Below are 22,621 nucleotides of genomic sequence, written 5' to 3' on the forward strand. Positions count from 1 at the left end.
GACGTCGAACTCCGGGCCTCCCGGCCCCCTGGGCAGGTCAGTTCAGCACCTGGACCTCGTTGACCGGCACCTGCAGCGTCCTGGTGCCCGTGGTCGTCCAGCCCATGTTGGTGGTGTCGACCGCGGTGGTGCCGTCCTTCCGGGCGGTCACGTTCCATTCGAGCTGCACGTTGAGGGTGTACGCCTTGTCCTTCATCCCGGCCGAACTGCGGGTGAACAGGTGGCTGCAGGTCGGTGTCCCGCCCGTGCTGAACACCGTCCCGGTGTCCTGGCAGATGAAGGTCCGGGGCGGTTCGCCTGGCCCGCTGTCCACCGTCCAGATCACCTGCTTGAGGGTGATCGTGGTGACGACGCTGAACCCGTCGCCCTGCAGCGGGGAGCTGCTGAGCGGTCCGGTGACGTCCTTGGCCGGGTCGAGCCAGAACCACACCGGCGAGCCGACCACGGCGTCGGTGCCGGGGGCCGCGCGCAGCACGGGGTCGCCGACCGTGATCGTCTGCAGGGCCTCCCAGGCGAGTTGGCGCGGTGTCTTGGGCGGCGGGGCGGCCACCGGCTGGGCCAGGAAGACCTGGCCGCTCGGGACGAAGCCGTCGTCCAGGATGCACGACTTGTCGTAGATCGCGCCGTCCTTGGCGGTGTGGGTGCCCCAGACGGCCTCGGTGCCCAGCGGCTGCGGCTGCGACTTGATGTAGTAGCAGCCGGCCGAGAACGCCCCGCGGTCGTCGATCCAGCAGGGCACCTCGTGCCCCTGCCAGGTGCAGGTGGAGCCGCCGCCCCCGCCACCGCCGGACGTGCCGCCGCCGCCGGTGCCCGGCGCGGTGCTCGACCCGTGGTCGCTGGTGCAGATGGTGCGGTCGGCGCAGGGGGTGACGACGGGGTCGTCGGCGCTCGCCGACGGAACGGCCGCGAGCGTCAATCCGACTCCGGTCATTGCACAAATAGCGGCGCGCCAGGCGGAGTTCAGCATGTCTTGGTCACCTCACGGGTGAAGTCGGCGATCAGCCAGCGGTTTCCGTATTTCTTCATCAGGGCGGTCGCCGGATAACGCGACAGCCGCTGTTTCGGATCCTTGATCTCCTTGGTGACGGCGTCCGCCTGGTGCCAGTCGGACACGTCGAGGCAGTCGTCGATCGTCGCGGTGGGCGGATTCGCCTGCAGGTCCAGGCTTTTGAGAACGGGCGAGGTGCGCGGCTGCCCGACCATGACGAGCTTGTTGTCGTGCAGTTGGGTGAGCGAGATCGCGGTGTCGGTGAACGCCGACCCGGTCGCGTACTGGCGCAGCGCGACTCCGTCCGAATCCGATCGGCCGAGGACCTGCACCTGGACGTCCCACCAGGACTGATAGGTCGTCACCGCGTTGTGCCCCTCGACCCCTTCGGGGCCTTCCAGCGGGGCGGGGCTGCCGGACGGGGAGGCGGCCGCGGGGGCCGTCGCGGTGGCCCGGGGAAGGGTGCCCGAGGGTGTTCCGAGTCGGTCGGCGGATCCCGTGCCGGTGGCCGAACAGGCCGTCAGCAGGAATGGCAGGAGCAGCCCGCTGATCCCAACCGCCCCAGGGCGCACCAGAATTGAGCGCTGCCGCATAGCCCCACCTTGTTGCGGCCGGACCTGTGGTGGATCCGGACCGCGGATGTCGTCTGCCGTCCCCGGTTCGTTCTGAGGTCGCTCGGAGGTCGATTCTTCGCCACCCCTCCCCGGCACGGCAACACCCGGGGCCTCCTGACCTTACGCGGAAGGCGGATCGGTTGGGGCGTTTTCCCGCCACAGAACAGCCAAAAGTTCATCGGAAAACGGCAATCCGGCGAGCGCACCTCTCACGGCGGCGCGATTGCGCATCAGGAGTCTTCCCCCGTCACGGGGCACCAGGAGTCGGGCTTCGCCCGCGTTGGCCGGTTCTCCCCACCCCAACTGGCCTTCCACGGCGGGCTGGAGGTCGAGCGGGCCGACGGCGGCGGGCGCGCCGGGCACGCCGTGTTCGAGGACCCGGCCGAGGGCCCAGCTGAACGAGCCCTCGGCGCCGGGCAGGACGCCGTCGCGGCCGCGCCGGCCCGGGTTCCAGCGGCCGATCCGGCCCCACAGCGGGACGCGCGAGTGGGTGAGGAGTTCGCCGGCGCCGTCCTCGTGCCGCAGGGCGGTCCAGGTGTCGCGGTCGGCGGCCACGTCGGCGATCAGCAGGGTCTCCTCCTGTTCGCCGTGGACCATGGCGCTGGTGACCCAGTCCCAGGCGAGGCCGCGCCGGTAGGCGTTGTCGGGGGTGGAGCCGGCGGTGACCAGGGCGACCCGGCGGCCGCGCGGGTCGGCGACGAGCTGGCCGACCAGGCAGACCACCAGCCAGCGGGCGGGGCGCTGGGCGGCCTGCCGGAGGGCGGTGAGCAGGGTGTTGGCGTCGGCGTCGGCCGGGGGGCGGGTGACGGTGCTGCCGCGGGTGCCGGCGTCGAAGGTGCGGCCGGGGAGGGCGTCGGCGAGGGTGCGGGCGCCGTCGGCGGCGCGGGCGGAGCCGCCGTGGCCGCGTTCGGGGCCGCCGTCGGCGCCGATCACCACCAGTTCGATGCCACTGCTCACCCGTACCGCCCCCTCCGCCTGTTCCGTCCCCGGCCTGTCGTGCCGTCCCGTTCGGGCCGGTGTTCGGGCGCGGGGCGCCGCCGGAGGCCAAGGTATCGCCGCGGGGTGTCGGTGCGGGGCGGAATCGGTCCGATGAGCCCCAGCTCAGGGACCATGGACCCTGTTCGGGGCCGCGTCGGCGGGGGCACCATCGGGGGCATGGACCGTGACGACCGGGTGGAGGACCTCAGCGAGGCCGAGTGCCTGCGGCTGCTCGGCACCGTGCCGCTGGGGCGGGTGGTGTACACCGAGCACGCGCTCCCGGCGGTGCTCCCGGTGGCGTTCCGGGTGGCGGCGGACGGGCGGCTGGTGCTGGCGCTGCGCACCGGCACCCGGGTGGCGCGGGCGCTGGACGGCACGGTGGCGGCGTTCCAGGTGGACGACTTCGACCGGGCCGGCCGCTGCGGCTGGAGCGTGCTGGTGCACGGCCGCGCCGAGGTGGTGCGGGACGCGGGCGAGCGCGCCGCCCTGCACTCCGGCGGCCTGCTCCCGTGGATCCCGGAGCCGGGCCCGGAGTACGTGGCGATCAGCCCGGAGCTGGTCTCCGGCCGCCGGGTCCGCCCGGACGCCGCCGACCAGGACACCTGCCCGGCGCCGCGCCCCCACTGCGCCTGAGCCCCGCCCCGCCACCGCCACCCGGACCGCCACCACCCAGCCCGGCTGCCGCCCCGCACCGCCCGCCCCCGCTGCCAGGTGACCGGCGAGTAGGAATACGCTGCGTCTCGGCCCCGCCCGGGCCGATCCCTGCCCCGACGCACCTGTGGAGCGCACCGTGACGACCTTCGCCTCGCTCACCGACCTGACCGCCGCGGTCGGCACCGAACTCGGCACCAGCGAGTGGCACACCGTGGACCAGGACCGGGTGAACCTGTTCGCCGAGGCGACCGGCGACCACCAGTGGATCCACGTCGACCCGGAGCGGGCCAGGCAGACGCCGTTCGGCGGACGATCGTGCACGGCTACCTGACGCTCTCGCTGCTGCCGGTGCTGGCCAAGGAGTGCTACGGCGTGGAGGGGATCGCCATGGCCCTCAACTACGGTTCGGACAAGGTCCGTTTCCCGGCCCCGCTGCCGGTGGGCACGGCGGTCCGGGCGACCGCGGTGCTGGTGTCGGCGGAGGAGGTGCCGGGCGGCGTGCAGGCGGCGGTCCGGTTCACCATCACCAGCGAGGCGAGCGCCAAGCCGCACTGCGTCGCGGAGGCCATCACCCGGTTCTACCCGGCCGGCTGACCCTCCCCCGCCTTCCCCCGCCTCCCCCGTCCCGCCCCACCCCCTCTGCACGTCCTCTCCACGGACCGCCCCGACCCCCGGGGCGGTCCGTTCTCGTTGATCCGCACGGACCGGCCGCCGCCGCCCGGCGCACCGCCCGACCAGCGACCGACCACCGCCCGGCGCGCCGCCGTTGATTTGCGGTATTCGTCACCTTTCGGCCGGTAATGTCCCGGTCCGAGGTGCGCCGCCCGCGCCGGGGTCCCCGGCGGTCCGGGCGCCGTCCTCCGGCCCGCCGTCGATGCCGCGGGGCGCGCTGCGTCCCGCCGTCCCGGTGCGCCGCCGTCCGGGTGTTCGACCGTGGAGGTACCGTGTCCCGCCCCGTCTCCTGGCTGTTCCGCGCCGGTGAACTGGCCGCCGAGGCCGGGCTCGCGCTGCGCGACGCGAAGCGCTCGTACCGGACGCTCCCCCGGGAGACCTGGCAGCGGATGCGCACCGACGCGTTCGGCGCCGACCCGTCGGGCTGGCGCCTGCACCGGGTGCGCAACTCGCCGCACTTCGTGGACGGCTCCTTCCGCAACCCGGTCGCCACCCGCCGGCTCGCCTACGCGCACACCCCGCTGGCCCTGATGCGCACCAAGCTCGTGGTCGACCCGAGCCGCCGCAGGCCGGCCGCGGCCGTCCCGGTGCACCGCCTGCTGCCGATGGAGCTGGCCGTCCCGGCCGCGTCCGGCCTGCGGCTGACCTGGCTGGGCCACGCCACCGTGCTGGCCGAACTGGACGGGGTCCGGGTGCTGTTCGACCCGGTGTGGAGCGAGCGCTGCTCCCCGTTCGACTGGATCGGCCCCAAGCGCCTGCACCCGGTGCCGCTGCCGCTGGCCGAACTCGGGCCGGTGGACGTGGTGGTGATCTCGCACGACCACTACGACCACCTGGACATGCCGACGGTGCGGACGCTGGCCGCGGGCGACGCGGTCTTCGCGGTCCCGCTGGGCGTCGGCGCGCACCTCGAGCACTGGGGCGTCTCGCCGCGCCGGATCGTCGACCTCGACTGGTGGGAGTCCACCGAGCTGGACGGCCTGCGGCTGACCGCCACCCCCGCCCGGCACTACTGCTCGCGCGGGCCCCGGCCGAGCGGCCGGTTCCTCTGGTCGTCCTGGGTGGTGGAGGGCAGGCGGCACCGGCTCTTCCACAGCGGCGACAGCGGCTACTTCCCGGGGTTCGCCGAGATCGGCCGCCGCTTCGGCCCGTTCGACGCGACGATGATGCAGGTCGGCGCGTACTCCGAGCACTGGCCGGAGGTCCACCTGACCCCCGAGGAGGCCGTGCAGGCCCACCGGGACCTGCGCGGCGACGTGCTGCTCCCGATCCACTGGGGGACCTTCGACCTCGCCCCGCACCCGTGGGAGGAGCCCGCCGAGCGCGCCGTCGCGGCCGCCCGGGACGCCGGCGTCACCCTGGCCGTGCCCCGCCCCGGCCGCCCCTTCGAGCCCGCCGACCCGCCGACCGCCGGCCCGTGGTGGCGCGCGGTGGCCACCGCCCCCTCCGGCGCGGACCTGCTGCTGCCGCCCGCCGCGGACTCCCCCGTCCCGGACAGCCCGGCCGCCCTCCCGCTGCCGGACGCCCCGCTGCACTGAACCACCCGGACGCCCCGCCGCACCGGATCACGCCGGCCCGAGCAGCGCCGCCAGGTTGCGGGCCTCCGCGAGCAGCTTGGTGCCGCCCTTGCGGGCGGCGGTGCGGGTCACCGCGTCGATCGGGCCGCGGGCGCCGCTGCGGCGGGCGCAGTCGACGGCGACGGCGACCAGGTCGGCGGCCCCGCGCGGGGGGCCGCCGTCGAGCAGGGCGGGGAGCAGCGGGGCCAGCACGCTCCAGGTCAGGCGGGGTGCGGGGTCGGCGAGTTCGGCGAGCGTCGCGGCCAGCCGGTTGGGTTTGACCGCACCGAGGACGAGCAGTTCGTGCACCTCCGCGGCCAGTGCCGCCGGGTCGAGCTGCCGCTGGGCGGCCAGCGAGAGCAGCGCGTCGACGGTGGCGGAGCGGTCCTCGGCGTGGCCGGCGCCGAGGCCGTAGGCGAGGGCCTGGTGGACGGCGAAGCCGCAGGGGCCCTCGGCTTCGGCGAGCAGCGGCAGCAGCTGGGGGTGGCCGCGTTCGGGGGTGTCGGCGGCGGACTCGGCGAGCTGGCCGGTGATCCGCAGCGCCAGTTCCTCGCGGTGGTGCGGGAGCAGCGCGGTCCAGCGGGAGTCGGGCAGGGAGTCCGTCACGGCGGGGCCGAGCTGGAAGTCCCGGGACGGGCCGAGCAGCGCCCGGACGGCCGCGGGCGGGCCGGCCGCCGGTTCGACGCCGGGGACGTCCAGGGCGGGCAGCGTGAGGAGTTCCAGCGCGGGTCCGGCCGGTTCGGGCTGCTCCGCGTAGCGGCGGAACTCGGCGCACCGGACGCCGGTGGTCCAGGTACCGGCCGGCACCGGGACGCAGTCGCGCCGGGGCAGTCCGCCGCCGCGCAGCCAGGCCGCCAGCTGCCGTCCGGCGGGCGAGGTGAGCGCCCGGGTGTCCTCGGTGCCGTCGCCGGCCGTGCGCAGCAGGGCCAGTGCGAAGTCCACCGGCCCGGGCCGGACGCCGAGTTGCTCGTAGCGGGCCAGCCGGGCCGCCAGTTCCCGGGCGTCCAGGGCGCCGTTGCGCCAGGTCGGGGTGGAGAGCAGGAACGGGACGGGGTCGGCGGCGAGCCGCCAGGCGGTCTCGTGCAGGCGGGCGGCCAGGAACTCGCCGACCGGGCCGCGGAACCCCCAGCCCCTGAACAGCCGGTCCGCCCGGGACTGCAGGGCCCGCAGGACGCGCGACCGGGGGACGGCGCCGGTGGCGGCGCCGGCCAGCCCGCCGAGGGTGCGCCACTCGTCCGCGGGCAGGACGGGGGCGAGCGCGGCGGCCAGCGCGTCCCGGTCGGCCCAGACCTGGCGGGCCAGGCCGTCCAGGACGCGTTCGAAGGACACGCTCTCCTCGGGGGCGGCCAGCGCGGCGGCCAGTTCCTCGGCGACCTCGGCGGGGGTGGCGAGCGGCGCGGGCACCGGGACCCGCCGGGGCGGTTCGGGCAGCCGGTCGGCGTCCTGCGCGGCGGCGAGCGGCGGCACGTCGACGCCCAGCAGTTCGGCGGCCGTCCGGGCGTGCGCGGGGTCGAGCAGCAGTGCCGCCGCCCGCAGCTCGGTCAGCAACTCGCCTTCTGCGGAAGCGACGTGACGCTTCAGCAGTTTCAGCGCCTGTCCCTGCAGCTGCCGGTCCGGGTGTCCGAGGCAGTCGGCGGCGGCCCGCAGCGCGAGCTCCGCCCGGCCGTCCGCGGCGACCCGCTCCAGCCAGCCCAGTTGGGCCCGCACCAGCTTCTTCTCGGGGCGGGCCAGCAGCACCCCGGACGCCTCCGCGACCTCCTCGGCCGCCAGCCGGCCCGCGCCGTCCAGGGCGGCCAGCGCCTCCTGGGCGTACCCGGCGACGGTCGAGGGGCCGTCCAGCAGGGCCAGCAGGGCCCGCCGGTTGTCGGCGAGCTCGTCGGGGCCGGGGGCCAGCGCGCGCAGCGCCTCCAGGTAGGTGCGCAGTTCGCCGGGGGCGCCGCCGCGCACCAGCCGGGCGAAGCCGCGGCCGAGCAGGGCGGTGCGGTCGACGGTGCCCTCGGCGGCGAGCCGGGCCAGTACGGCGGGCCAGCGCTGGGCGGGGCCCCCGGCGCTCCAGGGGCCGGACAGGTGCGCGGCGGTGTCGGCGTCGAAGACCAGCGGGGCGAGGACGGGCGCGAAGGCGTCGGCGCTCAGCCGGGCGTACAGGTCGGGGCCGGGCGGGAGCAGCCGCAGCCACGGGCGGGGTTCGGGGCGGCCGCGGTCGCGCATCCACCCGGCGACGAAGTCGGGTTCGGCGGGCGGCGGGGTGTCGCTGCGGCGCAGCAGGTGCTCGGCGATCTCGTAGGGGACGGTGCTGCCCCAGCCGGTGCGGTCGGCGGGGCGGCGGGCCAGCCGGAGGGCGACCTCGCGCTGCCAGGGGGCGGGCCGGTCGTCCAGCAGGGCGACCAGCGGGGGCTGGGCCCAGTACCGGACGTCGAACTCGCGGCCGCCGATCCAGTCGGCGGCGCCGGAGGGAGCGGTGTGGCAGACCGCTCCGGCGACCAGCAGCGCGGTGGTGGCGCCGCCGCGGGAGTGGCTGCTGTCGCGCAGTTCGCGGCGCAGCCGCCTGAGCCGGGGCAGCGCGGCCCGGCGCCGGGCGTCCGGCAGCGCCGTGACCAGGTCGGCGACGTCGGCGAACCGCGCCTCCCGGACCGCCGCCGCCAGCTCCTCCGCGAAGTCGGCGGGCATTGCGGACCCGGCGGGCGCTGCGAGCTCGGCGGGCAGCGCGGGCTCGGCGGACTCGACGCTCACCGCTGCTCCTCCCCCGCGGTGATCCGCACCGCGAGCACGTGGCTGCACGGTCCGCGGCCGCCGCGGTGGCGGGCCCACCAGCGGCAGGTGCAGCCGAGGGCGGTGCCGTCGGCGCCGACCCGGACGTGGTGGGCGTGGTCGCCGACGGTGACCACCCGCACGTCGCCGGACACCGGGCCGACGGCGTCGGCGGCGAGCAGGGCGCGGGCGGTGCGCAGCCGGGGGTTGCGGTCCTCGGCCCGGCCGTCCTGGTAGGGCAGTCGGCGGTGGAAGTGGGCGGCGTCGGCGAGGTCGTAGCCGAGTTGGCCGGTGGTGGCGAGGTGGGCGAGGGCGGTGCGGACCTGTCCGGGGGTCAGGCCGGAGTCCTCGGCGAGGTCGGCGGGGTCGATCCGGGGTTCCCAGGCGAGCAGCGCGGCCAGGGTGTCGACGTGCCCGGTGGGGGCGTCCTGGGCGAGGACGTCGAGCAGGCCGCCCTCGCCGGAGAAGCCGCGGGAGCTGTCGGGCGACAGGGTGAGGGTGATCCGGCCGCCGGGGAGGGCGAGTTCCCAGGCGGAGGCGGTGGGTGCGGCGGGGGTGCCGGGCGGGGCGTAGACGCGCAGGGCGGTGGCGTGGCGCAGCAGCGGGCGCAGGGCGGTGAGGCGTTCGGGGCCGGGCAGGCAGACCGCGCCGGGGCCGGGGCGGGAGGTGGGGCGCAGGCCGGACCCGGCCGGGACGACCCAGCGGACGGCGCCGCGGCCGACGGTGGGCAGGGTGCGCAGGAAGCGGACGGCTTCGGCGGCGGGGAGCTGGGCGCGCAGGTCGAAGCGGGCGGTGAGCACCTGGGTCTCGGCGAAGCCCTTGAGCCAGCGGTCGGGCAGCGGGACCTTGCGTTCGACCAGGGTGTCGGGGCCGACGGCGACGGCGAGCTCCCCGGTGCCGACGGCGAGTCGGAGGCGCTGGCCGGGGGTGCGGAGCCGGAGCGCCTCGCGCAGCGGGGCGTTCACGTCGACGTTGGTGGTGCCGTGGCCGGTGGCGGCGCCGTCGAGCCCTTCGGGCAGGACGTCGAGCCGGGCGTGCACGCCGCCGCAGCCGGAGAAGGACTCGAAGCGCAGCCGGTCGCCGTCGGCGGTGACCACGGGGTCGAGCGAGGCGGCGCCGACGGGGCGGTGGTAGCGGGCGGCGGCCACGTCGGCGACGGCGAGCAGGGCGGCCGCGGCGGCGTCGGGGTGGCGCAGCGCGCCGTCGAAGAACCGGGGGTGGTCGGCCTCGCCGTGCGGGGTGGTGCCGCCGCTGGTGGCGAGGTCCAGCCGGCGGGGGCGGAGCGCGGAGGGCTGCAGGTAGCGCAGGGCGTGAACGGCCGTGGTCATGGTCGGAACGCTAACCGCCGCCGCCGACACGGCCGGCGCCCCGCACCCGCCCGCGCACCTGCCCACGACCTGCACCCGCACCCGCCCCCGCACCCTGCCGCGCACCCGCCCGCGACCGGCACGTGACCGGCACCACAGGCTCCGGGCACTGCAACGTGTTCTAGCATGATCCGGGTGACCGCTCCCGCCGCCCCGACGCCCGATCCCGCTGCGGAACTGCACTCCTTCGCCGAACTGCTCGGCATCGAGCAGCTGGAGGAGAACCTGTTCCGGGGCCACTGCCACGCGGGCGCGCCGCTGCGCGCGTTCGGCGGCCAGGTCGCGGCGCAGGCGCTCACCGCGGCCGGCCGCACGGTGGAGCCGGCCCGCCGGGTGCACAGCCTGCACGGCTACTTCCTGCGGCCGGGCGACCCGCGCCGCCCGATCGTCTACCAGGTGGACCGGGCCCGGGACGGCGGCTCGTACGCGACCCGGCGGGTGACGGCGGTCCAGCGCGGCGAGGTGATCTTCACCATGTCGGCGTCGTTCAAGCGCCCGGAGGCGGCGGGCGACCGGCAGCGCACCATGCCGCCGGTGCCGGGCCCGGAGGAACTGCCGGACCCGTACCTGGCCTGGCAGCGGGACGCCCCGGAGGAGTACGCGGGCGCGACGGTCTTCCGGGCTCTGCGGATGCGCTTCGTCCCGGCCGGGGCGCCCGGCCTGCCGCCGGAACTGCCGGGCGTCCCGCAGCAGTTCGTCTGGCTGCGGACCGGCAGCCCGCTGCCGGGGGACGATCCGCTGCTGCAGGTCTGCGCGTTGACGTACCTGTCCGACCTGACGCTGGCCTCGACCACGGCGCTGCACCTGCAGCCGCACCGGGTGCACCGGGTCGAGGAGCCCCGGGTGGCGCTGGCCTCGCTGGACCACGCGATGTGGTTCCACCGCCCGTTCCGCGCCGACGAGTGGCTGCTGTTCGCGCAGCGCAGCCCGTCGGCGTCGGACGGCCGGGGCCTGGCGATGGGTGAGTTCTACGACCGGGACGGGGTGCTGGTGGCCTCCGCCGTCCAGGAGACCCTGCTGCGCGAACTGCGCCCGCGCCCCGCGCGCTGAGCCCCCGCCACCGCCGTCCGCCGGTACGCACCTGTCGTCATCCACCGGTGACCTGTTGCGTCATACCGCCGCGGGGGGCCGCCCCGTATCATGGTTCGGGTGACCAAGGTTGACCTGTCACCTCGTCCGGTGGAGGCGATGTCCCCCGTCAGCTCGAACGCCGCGGCTCCCTCCTGTCCGCCGCCCTGGCCCTGGTGACCGAGATCGGCGTGGAGCGGCTCCAGATGAAACAGGTGTCGGAGCGTTCGGGCGTGGCCCTCGGGACCGCCTACCGGTACTTCTCGTCGAAGGACCACCTGCTCGCCGCCGCGATAGCGGACTGGCACCGGCTGCTGCTCGCCGACCTGGTCGGCGAGGTGGGGGCGGGGCGCAGTGCCTCGCCGACCGAGCGGGCGGTGCGGTTCGTGCGGCGGGGGATGCGGGCGTACCAGCGGCAGCCGGAGCTGGCCCGGTTGCGGGTGGCGGTGGCGACGTCGACGGACCCGTTCGCCAGTGAGGCGTTGCAGGGCCTGGCCCGGGCGGACCGGGCGGCGCTGGGGGCGGTGATCCCGGAGGTCCCGCCGGCCTCCGGGGAGCTGGTGCGGCACATGGTGGGGCACGCCTGGCAGGGCGAGTTGACGGCCTGGGTGACCGGGCGGACCACCCTGGACGACGCCCGCACCCGGCTGGAGGAGATGGTCCGGCTGGTGCTGACGCCGTACGAGTCGCCGCCGCTGCCGGCCTGAGCCGCCGTCCGCGGCGCCCCGGCGTGCCGCACCGGCCCGCGGGCCGCGCTGTGGACATAGTGCCTGGTATGTCCACCTCTGCTGAGCCCCCGACGGACCGTCAGCCCACCGCGCCGGACGCCGACGCCTTCCCGCTGGACCGGGTGGTGTTCGGGGTCGGCGCGGCCGCCGTGCTGGCGGTGGTGGCCTGGGGGGTGTTCGCGGAGGACTCGCTGGGCCGGACCTCGGACCGCGCGCTGGCCTGGGTGCTGCACAACTTCGGCTGGTTGTTCGTGGTCGCCGCGGACGTGTTCCTGCTGCTCGCGGTGGTGCTGGCGGTCAGCCGGTTCGGCCGGATCCCGCTGGGCCGGGACGGCGAGGAGCCGGAGTTCTCCACGCTGGCCTGGGTGGCGATGATGTTCTCCGCGGGCATGGGCATCGGCCTGCTGTTCTACGGCGTCGGCGAGCCGCTGCAGTTGTACGCGCAGCCGCAGCCGGGCTCCGGCATCGAGGCGCAGACCCCGGCGGCGGCGCAGCGGGCGCTGGAGTTCTCGCTGTTCCACTGGACGCTGCACCCGTGGGCGATCTACGCGGTGGGCGGCCTGGCGCTGGCGTACACCACCTTCCGCAAGGGCCGGGGCAACCGGATGTCGGCGGCGTTCGTGCCGCTGATCGGCGAGCGCGGGGCGAACGGCTGGAAGGGCCGGCTGATCGACCTGCTCTCGGTGTTCGCCACCGTGTTCGGCTCGGCGACCAGCCTGGGCCTGGGCGCGATCCAGGTGGCGGGCGGCCTGGGCTACGTCACCGACGTCCGGGCCACCGAGGGCGTCGAACTGGTGGTGATCGCGGCGCTGGGCAGCGCGTTCGTGCTGTCGGCGATGTCGGGCGTGCACCGGGGCGTGAAGTGGCTGTCGACCACCAGCGTGGTGCTGGCCTGCGTGCTGATGCTGTTCGTGTTCCTGGTCGGCCCGACGGTCTTCGTGCTGGACGCGCTGCCCTCGACGGTCGGCGGCTACCTGTCCGACCTGGCGGTGCTGGCCACCCAGACCGGGGCGTTCACCGACGAGGACTGGCTGGGCTCCTGGACGATCTTCTACTGGGCGTGGTGGCTGTCCTGGGCGCCGTTCGTCGGGACCTTCATCGCCCGGATCTCCCGGGGCCGGACGGTCCGCCAGTTCCTGGTCGGCGTGCTGCTGGTGCCCAGCGGGGCGACCGCGGTGTGGTTCGTGGTGATGGGCAGCTCGGCGATCCGGCTGCAGTCCACCGGCGCGGCCGACCTGGTCGCCACCATCCCGCGCGGCGCGGACGCCGGGCTGTTCGAGATGCTGAAGGCGCTGCCGCTGGGCGCGGTGACCAGCGTGGTGGCGGTGCTGCTGGTGATGCTGTACTTCATCACCTCCGCCGACTCGGCCTCCCTGGTGCTGGGTTCGCTGTCCTCCGGCGGCGCGCTGCACCCGCGCACCTGGCTGGTGGTGGTGTGGGGCGTGCTGATGGCGGGCGTGGCCGCCGCGCTGCTGCTGGCGGGCGGGCTGACGGCGCTGCAGAACGCCACCATCCTGGTGGCGCTGCCGTTCGTGCTGGTCATGCTGGGGCTCTGCCTGGCCCTGGTGCGCGAGCTGCGCACCGACCCGGCGGCGGGCGCCCCGCGGTTCCGTCCGGTGCACGGCCTGCGCGACGCGGTCGGCGCGAGCGTCGGCGAGGAATACCCCGAGCGGTCTCGCCCGCAGGAGTGAACCCGCCCCCGGGCCGCCGCCCCCGCCGCGCCCCGGCGCCCCGTGCGGCGCCTGGCCGCGACGCCAACTCCCGGACCTTTACCAAGAGTTCGTAATGGCCGCCACCGCCCGTCGGCGGTGGCACCCTGGTCCGCGTCGGACCCGGACCGAGCGCCGGGCGCGGACGGCCGTCATCCGCCCGCGCCCGCCGCCGACCCTCCGGAGGTCCCTTCTCCCCTCCGTCCCGAAAGCCGAAGCACCACCCGATGCCCCGCTCCCCGCGCCCGCTCTGCGTCCGCCTCGACCGCGCGCTGCGCCGCCGCCTGGCCGCCGCCACCCTCGCCGCCTGCCTGCTGGGCGGACTGCTGCCCGGCACCGCGGGGGCGGTCCGGCACTGCCGGACCGGGCTGCCGCCCGGCGTGACGGTGCCGATGCTGATGCTGGTCGCGGCGATGTTCATCGGCGGGTTCGAGACCCGGGCGGCGGACGTCGGCCGGGCCCTGCTGCGGCCCGGCCTGCTGCTGGCTGGGCTGGGCGTGGCACTGCTGCTGCGCACCCTGGTGCTGCTCGGCGCCGAACGGGCCGCCGCGGGCTGCTGGCCGGACGGCCGGGAGGCCCGCTGGCTGGTGGTCGGGCTGGCGCTGACGGCCGCCATGCCGGTCGCGGGGGCCGCCCAGACCTGGGGGGCCCGGGCCGGCGGCGACGCCCCGCTGGGCCTGGGCCTGGTGCTCGGCACCACCCTGCTCAGCCCGCTCACCACCCCGCTCGAACTCGCCCTCGCCGAGGGCCCGGAGGGCGACGGCCCCGGCCGCGTCCTGGACGCCCTGGCCCGCTCGGACGCCACCTGCCGCTTCATGGTGCTGTGGGTCGTCCTGCCGTGCGTGGCCGGGCTGCTGGCCCGCCGCGCCACCCGCCGGGCGCTGCGCGGCCGGCTGCGGGCCGCCCTGCTGCCCCGGCTGCGGCTGGCCGGGCTGCTCAACGCGCTCGCCCTGACCTACCTGAACGCGGCCGGGGTGGCCCGGCAGATCGCCCTGCGCCCCGAGCCCCGGCTGGTCGCGGCCGCGGCGGCCTGCGGGGTGCTGGTCTGCGCCGGACCGTTCCTGGCCGCCTGGCTGGCCGTCCACCGCTCCCGCACCGCCCCGGCGGCCCGCACCACGCTCACCCTCGCCTCCGGCCTGAACAACACCAGCGCGGCGGCCGGGCTGGCCGGCGCCCAGTTCGGCGGGCATCCGGCCGTCCTGCTGCCGATCTTCTTCTACGGGGCGGCCCAGCAGGTGCTGGCCGCCCTGCTGCCCGGGCTGCTGCGCGCCTTCCCGATCGGCCGTTCGACCTGCGCGGATGCGGGAGCGGCGGTTCCGACGCCGAGAGCCCTTCCAGACTTCACCCGCGTTTCGTGACCGCGTAACACCCCTCTGCCAGGCTCGGCACCATGAACGCCCGTACCGTCCCGTCGGCCCTGGATCCGCGCTTCCCGCTGCCCCGCCGCCACCGCCGCCTGCTCGCCTGCGCCGCCGTCGCGGCCTCCGTCGCCCTGGGCTCGCTCGGCGTCGGCGCCACCGTGGAGACCGTCCGGCACCAGGACCCGACCACGCAGGCGGCCCCGGCCGGGCGCTGAGCCGAACGGGTGGTGGACCCCGGACGGCCGTCCGATACTGGGGCTGACCGGCCCGAAGGGAGTCCCGCCATGGAGACCGGCACCGTCAAGTGGTTCAACCCCGACCACGGCTACGGCTACATCACCCCCGACACCGGCGGCCCGGACGTCGCCGTCTACTACGACTCGGTCCTCGCCGACACCGACGCCCACCGCTACCTCCATCAGGGCCAGCGCGTCCGCTACGACGAGAAGCTCGAAGAATTCCGCCCCGTGGCCGAACACGTCCACCCCCTCACCCCCTGACCCGCACCCCGACACCCCGACCGGCGCACCGGCGCCCCTCACACCGCCTGCCGGTCCCTCCCCCGCCCCGCCGCCGGAACGGTTGCCGGGCGGGAGTGGCAGCCCCACACTCGTTCCCCCTCCCCCGCCCTCTTCCCCTCACACCGCCTGCCGGTCCCTCCCTCGCCCCGCCGCCGGAACGGTTGCGGGGCGGGAGTGGCGCCCGGTGCCGGTCGGGGGTTCGGGTTCGGCGCGGGGGGCGTAGCGGGCGGCGGGGGCGAGCAGCAGCCAGGTGCGGCCGGCCGGGGCGGCCAGGCCCATGCGGTGGAGCAGGTCGAGCGCGTCGCGCCGGAAGGCGGCGAGGTCGGCGAGGTAGCCCGCGTCCCAGCCGGCGCTCATCCCGTAGTCGTCGGTGATGTCGCCGAGGGTGCCGTCGATCAGCGCGTCGGGGACCAGGACGGCGGGCGGGGCGTTCTCGGCGGCGGCCGGGCGGAGGTCCTCGACCAGGCGTTCGGCGAGCAGCAGGGCGGCCTGGGCGAGGGTGCCGGGGCCGGGGAGGGCGAGGTCGGTGAGTTCGTCGGCGGGATCGAACAGGGCGACGCCCTCGGCCCGGATCTCGGCGGTGAGGCCGAGGAAGTCGGCGAATCGTTCCGTCTCGGCGGGGGCGGCGGCCAGCAGGTGGGCGCGTTCGGCGGGGGCGAGGTCGTCGTAGCGGACGACGGGGGTCTCGGCGAGCAGCCGGCGGACGGTGACCTGCGGTCCGGCGGCGGGCAGCGGGGGTGCGGTGAGCAGGTCGGCGGCGAGTTCGGCGGGCAGCCGCCACTCGTCGAGCAGGGCGCGGACGGGTGCGGGAGCGGGGCCGCCGGCCAGGGCGCGGGCGAGGGCGGCGTACCCGGCGGGGTCGAGGCCGGCCAGCGGGCGGCCGGGCAGCGGGGCCTTGTGCAGGCGGGCGTGGGCGGGGCCGAGGGTGAGCCGGTAGCCGAGCAGGGTGTGGAAGTGCTCGGCGAGCGGTTCGGCGTGACGCCGGATCAGTGCGAGTGCGGCGCCGTGCGGCCCGTCGGCGGTGACCAGCGGGTGGGCCATCAGCAGCCGGGCGGCGGTGCGCAGTTCGGTGGTGGCGGCGGGGTCGCCGGTGGCGGCGGGGCGTTCGGGTTTGCGGTGCCGGCCGCCGCCGGTGGGGCGGGTGCCGGCCTGGGCGGGTGCTTCGCGGCGTATCCGGCGGTAGCCGAGGGGGCGGAACAGCGGGGAGGTGCTGTGGTGGACGGTGGGGCCGTGCCACCAGCTGGTGCCGGGGGCGGGTTCGGCCTGCTGGGGTGCGCCGCCGAGGTGCCGGGCCCCGTAGGCGCCGAACACCCGGGTGGCCAGCAGGTCGGCCGCGGCGGGTTCGGCGGCGGCGAACCGGGCGGCCAACTCCTGGGCGACGGCGGCCGGTTCGGCTGCTGACGGCCCGTCCGGCCGGGGGCCGGGCCGGGTCTGCGGGCGGCCGTCCTGGGGTGTGCCTGGGCGTGCCTGGGTGGCGAGCCGTCCTGCCCCGCCCGTGCGCCGCGTCCCCGTCCCGCCGGCCGCCGCGGCGGCGCCGGCGGCTGCTTCGTGCCGCTCCATGTCGGTGCCAAGCCTAGACGCCGGACCGGCCGCTACGCGCCGGTAACAACCTCTTCCGCTGGTCGCCGCCGTCCCCTAGGGTTCCGGGCATGCCACACCTGCCCGATGTCGTGCTCTGGTCGATACCGGCCTTCGTGCTGCTCACCGTCCTGGAGCTCGTCTCGTACCGGTTCCATCCGGACGAGGACGAGCAGGGCTACGCCGTGAAGGACACCGCGACGAGCCTGACCATGGGCCTGGGCTCGCTGCTGTTCGACGCGGGCTGGAAGATCCCGATCGTGGCGATCTACTCGTTCCTCTACGAGTTGACGCCGCTGCGGGTGCCGGTGCTGTGGTGGACGGTGCCGCTGATGCTGCTCGCCCAGGACTTCTTCTACTACTGGTCGCACCGCGGCCACCACGTGATCCGGGTGCTGTGGGCCTGCCACGTGGTGCACCACTCCAGCCGGCACTACAACCTGTCGACCGCGCTGCGCCAGCCCTGGACCTCGGCCACCAGCTGGGTGTTCTTCGTGCCGATGGTGCTGGCGGGCGTGCACCCGGCGGCGCTGGCGTTCTGCTCCTCGGCCAACCTGGTGTACCAGTTCTGGATCCACACCGAGCGGATCGGCAGGCTCCCCCGCCCGGTCGAGTACGTCTTCAACACCCCCTCGCACCACCGGGTGCACCACGCCTCGCAGGGCGGCTACCTGGACCGCAACTTCGGCGGCATCCTGATCGTCTTCGACCGGCTGTTCGGCTCCTTCGCGGCGGAGGCCGAGCGCCCGGTGTACGGCCTGACCAAGAACATCGGCACCTTCAACCCGCTGCGGGTCGCCACCCACGAGTACGCCTCGATCGCCCGGGACGTGCGCGCCGCGACGTCCTGGGGCGACCGGCTGCGCCACCTGGCCAAGGGCCCGGGCTGGCAGCCCGCGCCGCGTACCGAGCCCACCGCCCCCGCCGCCGGACCGGAGAGTGCCGCCGCATGACCCCCGCCCGCACCCCGCGCACCGCGCGGGCCCTGCTGACCGCCTTCGCCGCCGTCTCGGTGGCGCACCTGCTGGCGATCGCCGTCCACCTGCCGCCCCTGCAGTACGCCACCAAGCCGCTGCTGATGCCGCTGCTGGCGGCCTGGGTGTGGGCCGCCGCGCGGCCCGGCACACCGCGGCTGCTGGTGCCGGCGCTGCTGTTCGGCGCGGGCGGCGACATCCTGCTGGAGGTCGGCGGGACGGTGGCGTTCCTGGCCGGGATGGGCTCGTTCGCGGCCGGCCACGCCTGCTACGTGACGATGTTCGTCAAGCTGAGCACCTCCGCCGACCGCCGCCGGACCTCGCTGGTGGCGGGCTGCTACGCGGCGCTCTGGGCGGTGCTGGTCTTCCGGCTCTGGCCGGACCTGGACGCCGGGATGCGGATCCCGGTCGCGCTCTACAGCCTGCTGCTGACCGCCACCGCGGCGACCGCCGCGCGGATCAACCGGTGGGCCGGGCTGGGCGGGGCGCTGTTCCTGCTCTCCGACACCCTGATCGCCACCGACCTGGCGGGCTGGCGGCACCTGCCCGCGCACAGCTTCCTGATCATGCTGACGTACATCGTCGGCCAGTACCTGCTGACCGTCGGGACGCTGCGCCGCGTCGCCGCCTGAACGCGCGGGAAGGGCGGCACCCGTGACGGGTGCCGCCCTTCCCGCTGCCGCCGGCCGCGGGGGACGCGCGGCCGGCCGGGTACGGCGGGCGCGTACCGGGGACCGGCTCAGGAGGCCCGGCCGGAGGCCGCGCCTCGGCGGCGCAGCAGCCAGAACCCGCCGATGCCGGCGGCGACCAGCCCGGCGCCGACGGCCAGCCGGGTGCCGTCCACGCCGACCGAGCCGCCCAGGCCGGTCTCCACCCCGCCGTGCGGGAGCCGGGCGCCCTCCCAGACGCCGGCCCCGGCGGCCGCGCCGCTGCTGGCGGTGGAGGCGGACGCGATGGCGACCGCGCCGACGAAGCCGTCGCCGTTGGGGCACTTGCCGTCGATGCCCCAGGACGAGTCGGTGGTGGTGCGCTTGGCGGCGGCCGCGGCCATCTCCTGCTCGGAGATGACGGTGGCGCTGCCCGAGTACTTGCCGTCGGGGCCGACACGGAGCGTGGTGGACCCGCCGGCGAAGGCCAGCGAGGTCGCGGTGACGGTCTTCTCCGTGCTGCTCGCGCACGTGACACTGACCGCGACCGACTGACCGGGCTGGGCCTGCGCGGGAGAGACCCAGGCGGGTTCGCTGCCCTTCGCGGACGCGGGGGCGGTGCCGGCCAGGCCGAGCAGGACGGTGGTGCCGAGCAGTGCGGCGGCGGCGGTGCGCGTCGGGCGCATGCCGTACCTCCAGGGGGTCGGGGTGGGGGCAGCGGACGGGTGACCGGTCCGCTACTCCTGGTTGCCGCCCACGCTAGGCAGTGCCGCCCGGCCCGGCGAACCCGTACGGCCGTTCGAGGCCGTCCGGGCCGGTCGGCGCGGCAGGCGCTCCGGGCCCGAACGACCTCGCAGGCGGCTACTCGTTGCGGGCGGTCTCCGGCCCGGTGATCCGGCGCAGCAGCGGCAGGGTCGCGCCGATGACCGCCAGGGCGGCGGTGAGCCCGGCGGCCACCGTCAGGTAGTAGGCCGCGCCGGGGGCGTGCAGCGTGTACGTGAGCTGCGAGCGCAGGAACAGGTCGGCGGCCAGCAGTCCGACGCCGATCGCCACCGCCGAGACCGCCAGCAGCGGGACGGCGGACTCCATCAGCACCACCCGGCGCAGCATCGACAGCGGCACCCCGGTCAGCCGCAGCAGGCTGAACGGCCGCTTGCGCTCGCCGAGCGCGGCGGCGGCGCTGACCGCCAGGCTGCAGCCCGCGATCGGGAAGGTCGCCAGGATCACCACGTTCGCCAGCTGCTGGTAGCCCTTCAGCTCGCTGCCGGACAGTTTCATCCCCTCCTCAAGGGTCAGCGACTGCCGGGTCGCCGGGTACGCGGCGTCCACCATCGTCCGGGCCCGCTCGACGGCGGCCTGCGAGCCGTCGGTGCCGACCACCACCTTCACCACCGGGAGCGCCGCGACCTGCTCGGCGGTGTACGGGGCGGCGGGCCACGCGACGGCGGAGTAGTCGCGGAAGCCGGCCCAGACGTACGGCACGTAGGCGGTCGCCGCGCCGGGCTCGCAGCGGCCGAAGACCCGGACGGCCTCCAGCTGCCGGCAGTCCACCGTCTGGGCGGCCTCGGTCTCCCCGCCGGCGTCGACCGGCACCACCTTGCCGATCGGGTGCACCGGCAGGACGCCGCGCACGCCCGGGACCGCGAGCAGGCCGGCGAGCAGTTCGGGCGGCACGGGCCGGCCGGAGCTCTCGACGTGCCCGTCGGGGGTGTAGCCGCCGCCGAGGTCGTTGACCAGCACGTTGTCGTACTGCCGGCCGCCCTCGGGGCGTCCGCGTTCGGCGGTCATCGTGGTGATGATCCCGACCGTCGCGGTCATCACCAGCAGGGCCAGCACCAGGCCGCTGACGGCGCGGAACCCGGCGGTCGGGTTGTCGGCGAGCCGGCGCACCGCGAGCAGGGTGGCCGGGCGCTGGGTGCGCCGGGCCAGCAGCGCGGCCACCTGCCCGGTCAGCCAGGGGCCGGAGAGCACCAGGCCCAGCATGATCAGGCCGAACGCGGAGAGGTAGCCGCGGGTCTGGCCCTCGACCGAGGACGGGTGCCAGACCAGGAAGGCCGCCAGTTCGACCAGTCCGGCCAGCAGCGGCAGCACCCGCCAGGGGCGGGGCGGCTTCGGGGTGACCCGGCGGCTGACCCCGAGCGGGGAGATCCGCACCCGGCGCAGCGCGATCCGGGCGGCCGCGGCCGCCGCCAGCGGGACGCCCAGGGCGACGGCGGCGACCTGCAGCGGCGTCAGGGTGAGGTCGGAGGTGAAGAACCGGTCGCCGGTCAGCGACATCCCGGCGACCTGGCCGCGCAGCGCGAGGAAGGGCAGGAAGCCGAGCAGCACGCCGACGGCGGCCGCGGCGGTGGCCTCGACGGCGGAGACCACCGAGACCTGCCGGGGCGTCGCGCCGACCAGCCGCATCGCGGCGAAGCGGCGTTCGCGCTGGGTGGCGGTCAGCCGGGTCGCGGTGCCGATCAGGATCAGCACCGGGAAGACCAGCGCGCCGGTGGCGACGGTGAGGATCAGCGCGGTGCCGTTGGACTTGATGCCGACCACGCAGTCGTCGCACCGGTCGGGCGAGGTGGCGGCGATCCGGTCCACCAGGGCGGCGTCCTTCAGGTCCGCCATCTCCTGCGGGGTCCGGCCGACCAGGGCGACCAGGCTGTCGGGGGCGGGCAGCGCGTCCTTGCCGAGGATGCCGATCCGGTGGCCGCCGAAGCGGTCGGCGAGCTGCTCGGAGGGCGTGGCGTCGACCATCTTCGCCAGCGCGGGCGACAGGTAGTACTCGCCGGCGGCGGGCATCCGGTCCACGCCGGGCGCGAGCGCGGTGGTGACGCCGGTGAGGGCGACGTCGACCCGGCCGATCTGCCGGCCCTGGAAGCTGTCGCGCCGGGTCAGCCACCACATCGGGGCCTTCCCGTCCGCGCCCGCCCCCGCCGCCGCCTCCCGATCGGCGGCGGCGGAACCGGCGGAACCGGGGGCGGCCTGGGCGCCGGCCGTGAAGCCGGTGTTGAACCAGGCGTAGCGGTCGTTCTGGGTGTGCACGGCGTTGACGGCCGCGAGGGTGGTGAGCAGCAGTCCGACGCCGATGGCGACGGCGGCGGCGGTGACCAGCAGGCGCAGCAGCGCGTCGCGGCCGCCGCTGACGGCGAGGCGCAGGCCGAGGCGGATCATCCGGCGGCCCGTCCGCTCAGCGAGGTGGCGCGGCCGTCGCGGACGATGGCCTCGCGGTCGGCGTAGGCGGCGATCCGGGCCTCGTGGGTGACCAGGACGACGGTGGTGCCCTGGGCGCGGGCGGAGTCGACCAGCAGGTCCATCACGTGTTCGCCGGTGAGCGAGTCGAGCGCGCCGGTGGGTTCGTCGGCGAACAGCACGCGCGGCTCGGCGACCAGGCCGCGGGCCAGCGCGACGCGCTGGGCCTGGCCGCCGGAGAGCTCGCCGGAGCGGCGGCCCTCCAGCCCGTCCAGGCCGAGCCGGGGGAACCAGCCGCGGGCCCGGGCCAGGGCGTCGGCGCGCTTGGCGCCGCCGAGCAGCAGCGGCAGGGCGACGTTCTCCTCGGCGGTCAGCTCCGGTACCAGCTGGCCGAACTGGAAGACGAAGCCGAAGCTGTCGCGGCGCAGCGCGCTGCGCTCCTGCTCGCCGAGGCGGTCGATCCGGCGGCCGTCGAAGTGGATCTCGCCGCCGTCGGGGGCGAGGATGCCGGCCAGGCAGTGCAGCAGGGTGGACTTGCCGGAGCCGGAGGGGCCCATCACGGCGAGGATCTCGCCGGGGTCGACGGCGAGGTCGGCGCCGCGCAGGGCCGGGGTCTCGCCGAAGGAGAGGGTGACGGCGCGGGCTTCGATCAGGGGTGCGGTCATCGGGAGTTCACCTCTGCGGCGAGGGCGTCGAGTCGGGCGGCGGTCAGGTCGATCCAGCGCAGGTCGGACTCCAGGTGGAACAGGCCGTGGTCGGCGAGCAGGGCGTCCACCAGGCTGCCGGAGCGCTTGATCTCGGTGAGTTGGCGCATCCGCCCCAGGTGGGCGGCGCGCTGGGTGTCGAGGTAGTGCTCGGCGTCGCGGCCGAGCATCAGGGCGAGCACGACCTTGCTGAACAGCACGGTCTGCAGGTGGGGTTCGGCGGCGACCGGCTCGCGCAGCCAGTCCTCGAACTCGGTGGCCCCCGCCTCGGTGATCACGTACCGCTTGCGGTCCGGCCCGTCGCCGGCCTCGGGGTCGCCGACCACCACCTTCCCGTCCCGGGCCAGGCGCCCGAGGGTCGCGTAGACCTGTCCGAAGGGCAGCGGCTTCCCGCGCCCGAAGAAGGCGTCGTAGTCGCGCTTGAGGTCGTAGCCGTGGCTGGGCTCGCGTTCGAGGAGCCCGAGCAGGGTGAGGGGAACGCTCATGATCGGAGCGTACGCCGGGCGTACACTCCACGTCTATACACTCGGAGAATACCGGGGCAGAAAAGCCCCTGACCTGGGGCTTCACCAGGGGG

20 protein-coding genes and 1 pseudogene are annotated in these 22,621 nt (G+C 76.1%); 11 read left to right on the top strand and 10 right to left on the bottom strand.

The annotated features are described in order from the left end of the window. Nucleotides 1-37 precede the first annotated feature (37 nt). The 3 genes from EDD39_RS28150 to EDD39_RS28160 all read right to left on the bottom strand — a co-directional run bounded on the left by EDD39_RS28150 (nt 38) and on the right by EDD39_RS28160 (nt 2,559). Nucleotides 38-931 (bottom strand): hypothetical protein, encoded by an 894-nt coding sequence (locus tag EDD39_RS28150; RefSeq protein ID WP_148089546.1) that lies wholly within the window; start codon nt 929-931, stop codon nt 38-40. A 29-nt stretch (nt 932-960) separates the two neighbouring features. Beyond that, nucleotides 961-1,581: a hypothetical protein gene (locus EDD39_RS28155; RefSeq protein WP_123561467.1), complete on the bottom strand. Its 621-nt coding sequence runs from the start codon at nt 1,579-1,581 to the stop codon at nt 961-963. A 141-nt stretch (nt 1,582-1,722) separates the two neighbouring features. After that, the gene (locus tag EDD39_RS28160) at nt 1,723-2,559 is read right to left on the bottom strand and encodes a hypothetical protein (RefSeq protein WP_123561468.1); all 837 of its coding nucleotides are present in this window, start codon (nt 2,557-2,559) and stop codon (nt 1,723-1,725) included. Nucleotides 2,560-2,757: 198 nt separating this feature from the next. On the opposite strand from EDD39_RS28160, the gene EDD39_RS28165 reads away from it, so the two are divergent. The 3 genes and pseudogenes from EDD39_RS28165 to EDD39_RS28175 all read left to right on the top strand — a co-directional run bounded on the left by EDD39_RS28165 (nt 2,758) and on the right by EDD39_RS28175 (nt 5,444). Then, entirely contained in the window at nt 2,758-3,213 is a 456-nt protein-coding gene (locus EDD39_RS28165) for a pyridoxamine 5'-phosphate oxidase family protein (protein WP_123563409.1), read from the top strand. A 145-nt stretch (nt 3,214-3,358) separates the two neighbouring features. Continuing rightward, a pseudogene (locus EDD39_RS28170) lies at nt 3,359-3,828 on the top strand (MaoC family dehydratase). Between the two features lie 350 nt (nt 3,829-4,178). Then, nucleotides 4,179-5,444: an MBL fold metallo-hydrolase gene (locus EDD39_RS28175; protein ID WP_360294937.1), complete on the top strand. Its 1,266-nt coding sequence runs from the start codon at nt 4,179-4,181 to the stop codon at nt 5,442-5,444. 27 nt (nt 5,445-5,471) lie between these two features. On the opposite strand, the gene EDD39_RS28180 is transcribed toward EDD39_RS28175, so the two are convergent. Together EDD39_RS28180 and EDD39_RS28185 are read right to left on the bottom strand one after the other, a co-directional pair. Next, nucleotides 5,472-8,192 (bottom strand): DUF7824 domain-containing protein, encoded by a 2,721-nt coding sequence (locus tag EDD39_RS28180; protein ID WP_244257328.1) that lies wholly within the window; start codon nt 8,190-8,192, stop codon nt 5,472-5,474. Then, complete coding sequence (locus tag EDD39_RS28185; RefSeq protein WP_123561469.1) at nt 8,189-9,538, bottom strand: SWIM zinc finger family protein; 1,350 nt, start codon at nt 9,536-9,538, stop codon at nt 8,189-8,191. Before EDD39_RS28185 ends, EDD39_RS28180 begins: the two co-directional genes overlap by 4 nt. 165 nt (nt 9,539-9,703) lie before the next feature. Here EDD39_RS28185 and EDD39_RS28190 point away from each other — a divergent pair, with 165 nt between their 5' ends. The 6 genes from EDD39_RS28190 (at nt 9,704) to EDD39_RS28215 (ending at nt 14,943) form a co-directional block, all read left to right on the top strand. Then, a complete protein-coding gene (locus EDD39_RS28190) occupies nt 9,704-10,627 on the top strand; it encodes an acyl-CoA thioesterase (protein WP_030460361.1) in 924 nt (307 codons plus the stop codon). A 173-nt stretch (nt 10,628-10,800) separates the two neighbouring features. Continuing rightward, complete coding sequence (locus EDD39_RS41475) at nt 10,801-11,352, top strand: TetR/AcrR family transcriptional regulator (RefSeq protein ID WP_279638466.1); 552 nt, start codon at nt 10,801-10,803, stop codon at nt 11,350-11,352. 68 nt (nt 11,353-11,420) lie between these two features. Further along, nucleotides 11,421-13,064 (top strand): BCCT family transporter, encoded by a 1,644-nt coding sequence (locus tag EDD39_RS28200; RefSeq protein WP_123561471.1) that lies wholly within the window; start codon nt 11,421-11,423, stop codon nt 13,062-13,064. 245 nt (nt 13,065-13,309) lie between these two features. Continuing rightward, nucleotides 13,310-14,440, top strand: coding sequence for a bile acid:sodium symporter (locus tag EDD39_RS28205; RefSeq protein WP_123561472.1), 1,131 nt, complete (start codon nt 13,310-13,312; stop codon nt 14,438-14,440). 32 nt (nt 14,441-14,472) lie between these two features. Beyond that, nucleotides 14,473-14,658: a hypothetical protein gene (locus tag EDD39_RS28210; protein ID WP_123561473.1), complete on the top strand. Its 186-nt coding sequence runs from the start codon at nt 14,473-14,475 to the stop codon at nt 14,656-14,658. Between the two features lie 69 nt (nt 14,659-14,727). Further along, complete coding sequence (locus EDD39_RS28215; protein ID WP_123561474.1) at nt 14,728-14,943, top strand: cold-shock protein; 216 nt, start codon at nt 14,728-14,730, stop codon at nt 14,941-14,943. Nucleotides 14,944-15,081: 138 nt separating this feature from the next. Here the strand turns inward: EDD39_RS28215 and EDD39_RS28220 are convergent, their stop codons facing one another. After that, complete coding sequence (locus EDD39_RS28220) at nt 15,082-16,524, bottom strand: DUF2398 family protein (RefSeq protein WP_148089547.1); 1,443 nt, start codon at nt 16,522-16,524, stop codon at nt 15,082-15,084. 89 nt (nt 16,525-16,613) lie between these two features. On the opposite strand from EDD39_RS28220, the gene EDD39_RS28225 reads away from it, so the two are divergent. Then, entirely contained in the window at nt 16,614-17,495 is an 882-nt protein-coding gene (locus tag EDD39_RS28225; protein WP_123561478.1) for a sterol desaturase family protein, read from the top strand. Next, nucleotides 17,492-18,148 carry a lysoplasmalogenase gene (locus EDD39_RS28230; protein WP_123561480.1) on the top strand — a complete coding sequence of 219 codons (657 nt, stop codon included), beginning with the start codon at nt 17,492-17,494 and terminating at the stop codon, nt 18,146-18,148. The genes EDD39_RS28225 and EDD39_RS28230 overlap by 4 nt, the downstream gene beginning before the upstream one ends. 107 nt (nt 18,149-18,255) lie before the next feature. Here the strand turns inward: EDD39_RS28230 and EDD39_RS28235 are convergent, their stop codons facing one another. The 4 genes from EDD39_RS28235 to EDD39_RS28250 form a co-directional block, all read right to left on the bottom strand. Beyond that, on the bottom strand, nt 18,256-18,849 hold the full coding sequence (locus EDD39_RS28235) for a hypothetical protein (protein ID WP_123561481.1): 594 nt from the start codon (nt 18,847-18,849) through the stop codon (nt 18,256-18,258). A 175-nt stretch (nt 18,850-19,024) separates the two neighbouring features. Beyond that, a complete protein-coding gene (locus EDD39_RS28240; RefSeq protein ID WP_123561483.1) occupies nt 19,025-21,322 on the bottom strand; it encodes an ABC transporter permease in 2,298 nt (765 codons plus the stop codon). Continuing rightward, nucleotides 21,319-22,005: an ABC transporter ATP-binding protein gene (locus EDD39_RS28245; protein WP_123561485.1), complete on the bottom strand. Its 687-nt coding sequence runs from the start codon at nt 22,003-22,005 to the stop codon at nt 21,319-21,321. The genes EDD39_RS28240 and EDD39_RS28245 overlap by 4 nt, the downstream gene beginning before the upstream one ends. Then, nucleotides 22,002-22,529: a PadR family transcriptional regulator gene (locus EDD39_RS28250; RefSeq protein ID WP_123561487.1), complete on the bottom strand. Its 528-nt coding sequence runs from the start codon at nt 22,527-22,529 to the stop codon at nt 22,002-22,004. Before EDD39_RS28250 ends, EDD39_RS28245 begins: the two co-directional genes overlap by 4 nt. Nucleotides 22,530-22,621: the final 92 nt, after the last annotated feature.

It is taken from the genome of Kitasatospora cineracea, from assembly GCF_003751605.1.
GTDB lineage: Bacteria > Actinomycetota > Actinomycetes > Streptomycetales > Streptomycetaceae > Kitasatospora > Kitasatospora cineracea.

Bases quoted from the DNA above. Each gene is read 5' to 3' on its own strand.
- EDD39_RS28225 (WP_123561478.1), top strand. From the start codon at position 16,614: ATGCCACACCTGCCCGATGTCGTGCTCTGGTCGATACCGGCCTTCGTG.
- EDD39_RS28240 (WP_123561483.1), bottom strand. From the start codon at position 21,322: ATGATCCGCCTCGGCCTGCGCCTCGCCGTCAGCGGCGGCCGCGACGCG.
- EDD39_RS28185 (WP_123561469.1), bottom strand. From the start codon at position 9,538: ATGACCACGGCCGTTCACGCCCTGCGCTACCTGCAGCCCTCCGCGCTC.
- EDD39_RS28155 (WP_123561467.1), bottom strand. From the start codon at position 1,581: ATGCGGCAGCGCTCAATTCTGGTGCGCCCTGGGGCGGTTGGGATCAGC.
- EDD39_RS28220 (WP_148089547.1), bottom strand. From the start codon at position 16,524: ATGGAGCGGCACGAAGCAGCCGCCGGCGCCGCCGCGGCGGCCGGCGGG.
- EDD39_RS28235 (WP_123561481.1), bottom strand. From the start codon at position 18,849: ATGCGCCCGACGCGCACCGCCGCCGCCGCACTGCTCGGCACCACCGTC.
- EDD39_RS28245 (WP_123561485.1), bottom strand. From the start codon at position 22,005: ATGACCGCACCCCTGATCGAAGCCCGCGCCGTCACCCTCTCCTTCGGC.
- EDD39_RS28205 (WP_123561472.1), top strand. From the start codon at position 13,310: ATGCCCCGCTCCCCGCGCCCGCTCTGCGTCCGCCTCGACCGCGCGCTG.
- EDD39_RS28150 (WP_148089546.1), bottom strand. From the start codon at position 931: ATGACCGGAGTCGGATTGACGCTCGCGGCCGTTCCGTCGGCGAGCGCC.
- EDD39_RS28210 (WP_123561473.1), top strand. From the start codon at position 14,473: ATGAACGCCCGTACCGTCCCGTCGGCCCTGGATCCGCGCTTCCCGCTG.
- EDD39_RS28250 (WP_123561487.1), bottom strand. From the start codon at position 22,529: ATGAGCGTTCCCCTCACCCTGCTCGGGCTCCTCGAACGCGAGCCCAGC.
- EDD39_RS28190 (WP_030460361.1), top strand. From the start codon at position 9,704: ATGATCCGGGTGACCGCTCCCGCCGCCCCGACGCCCGATCCCGCTGCG.
- EDD39_RS28165 (WP_123563409.1), top strand. From the start codon at position 2,758: ATGGACCGTGACGACCGGGTGGAGGACCTCAGCGAGGCCGAGTGCCTG.
- EDD39_RS28230 (WP_123561480.1), top strand. From the start codon at position 17,492: ATGACCCCCGCCCGCACCCCGCGCACCGCGCGGGCCCTGCTGACCGCC.
- EDD39_RS28200 (WP_123561471.1), top strand. From the start codon at position 11,421: ATGTCCACCTCTGCTGAGCCCCCGACGGACCGTCAGCCCACCGCGCCG.
- EDD39_RS28215 (WP_123561474.1), top strand. From the start codon at position 14,728: ATGGAGACCGGCACCGTCAAGTGGTTCAACCCCGACCACGGCTACGGC.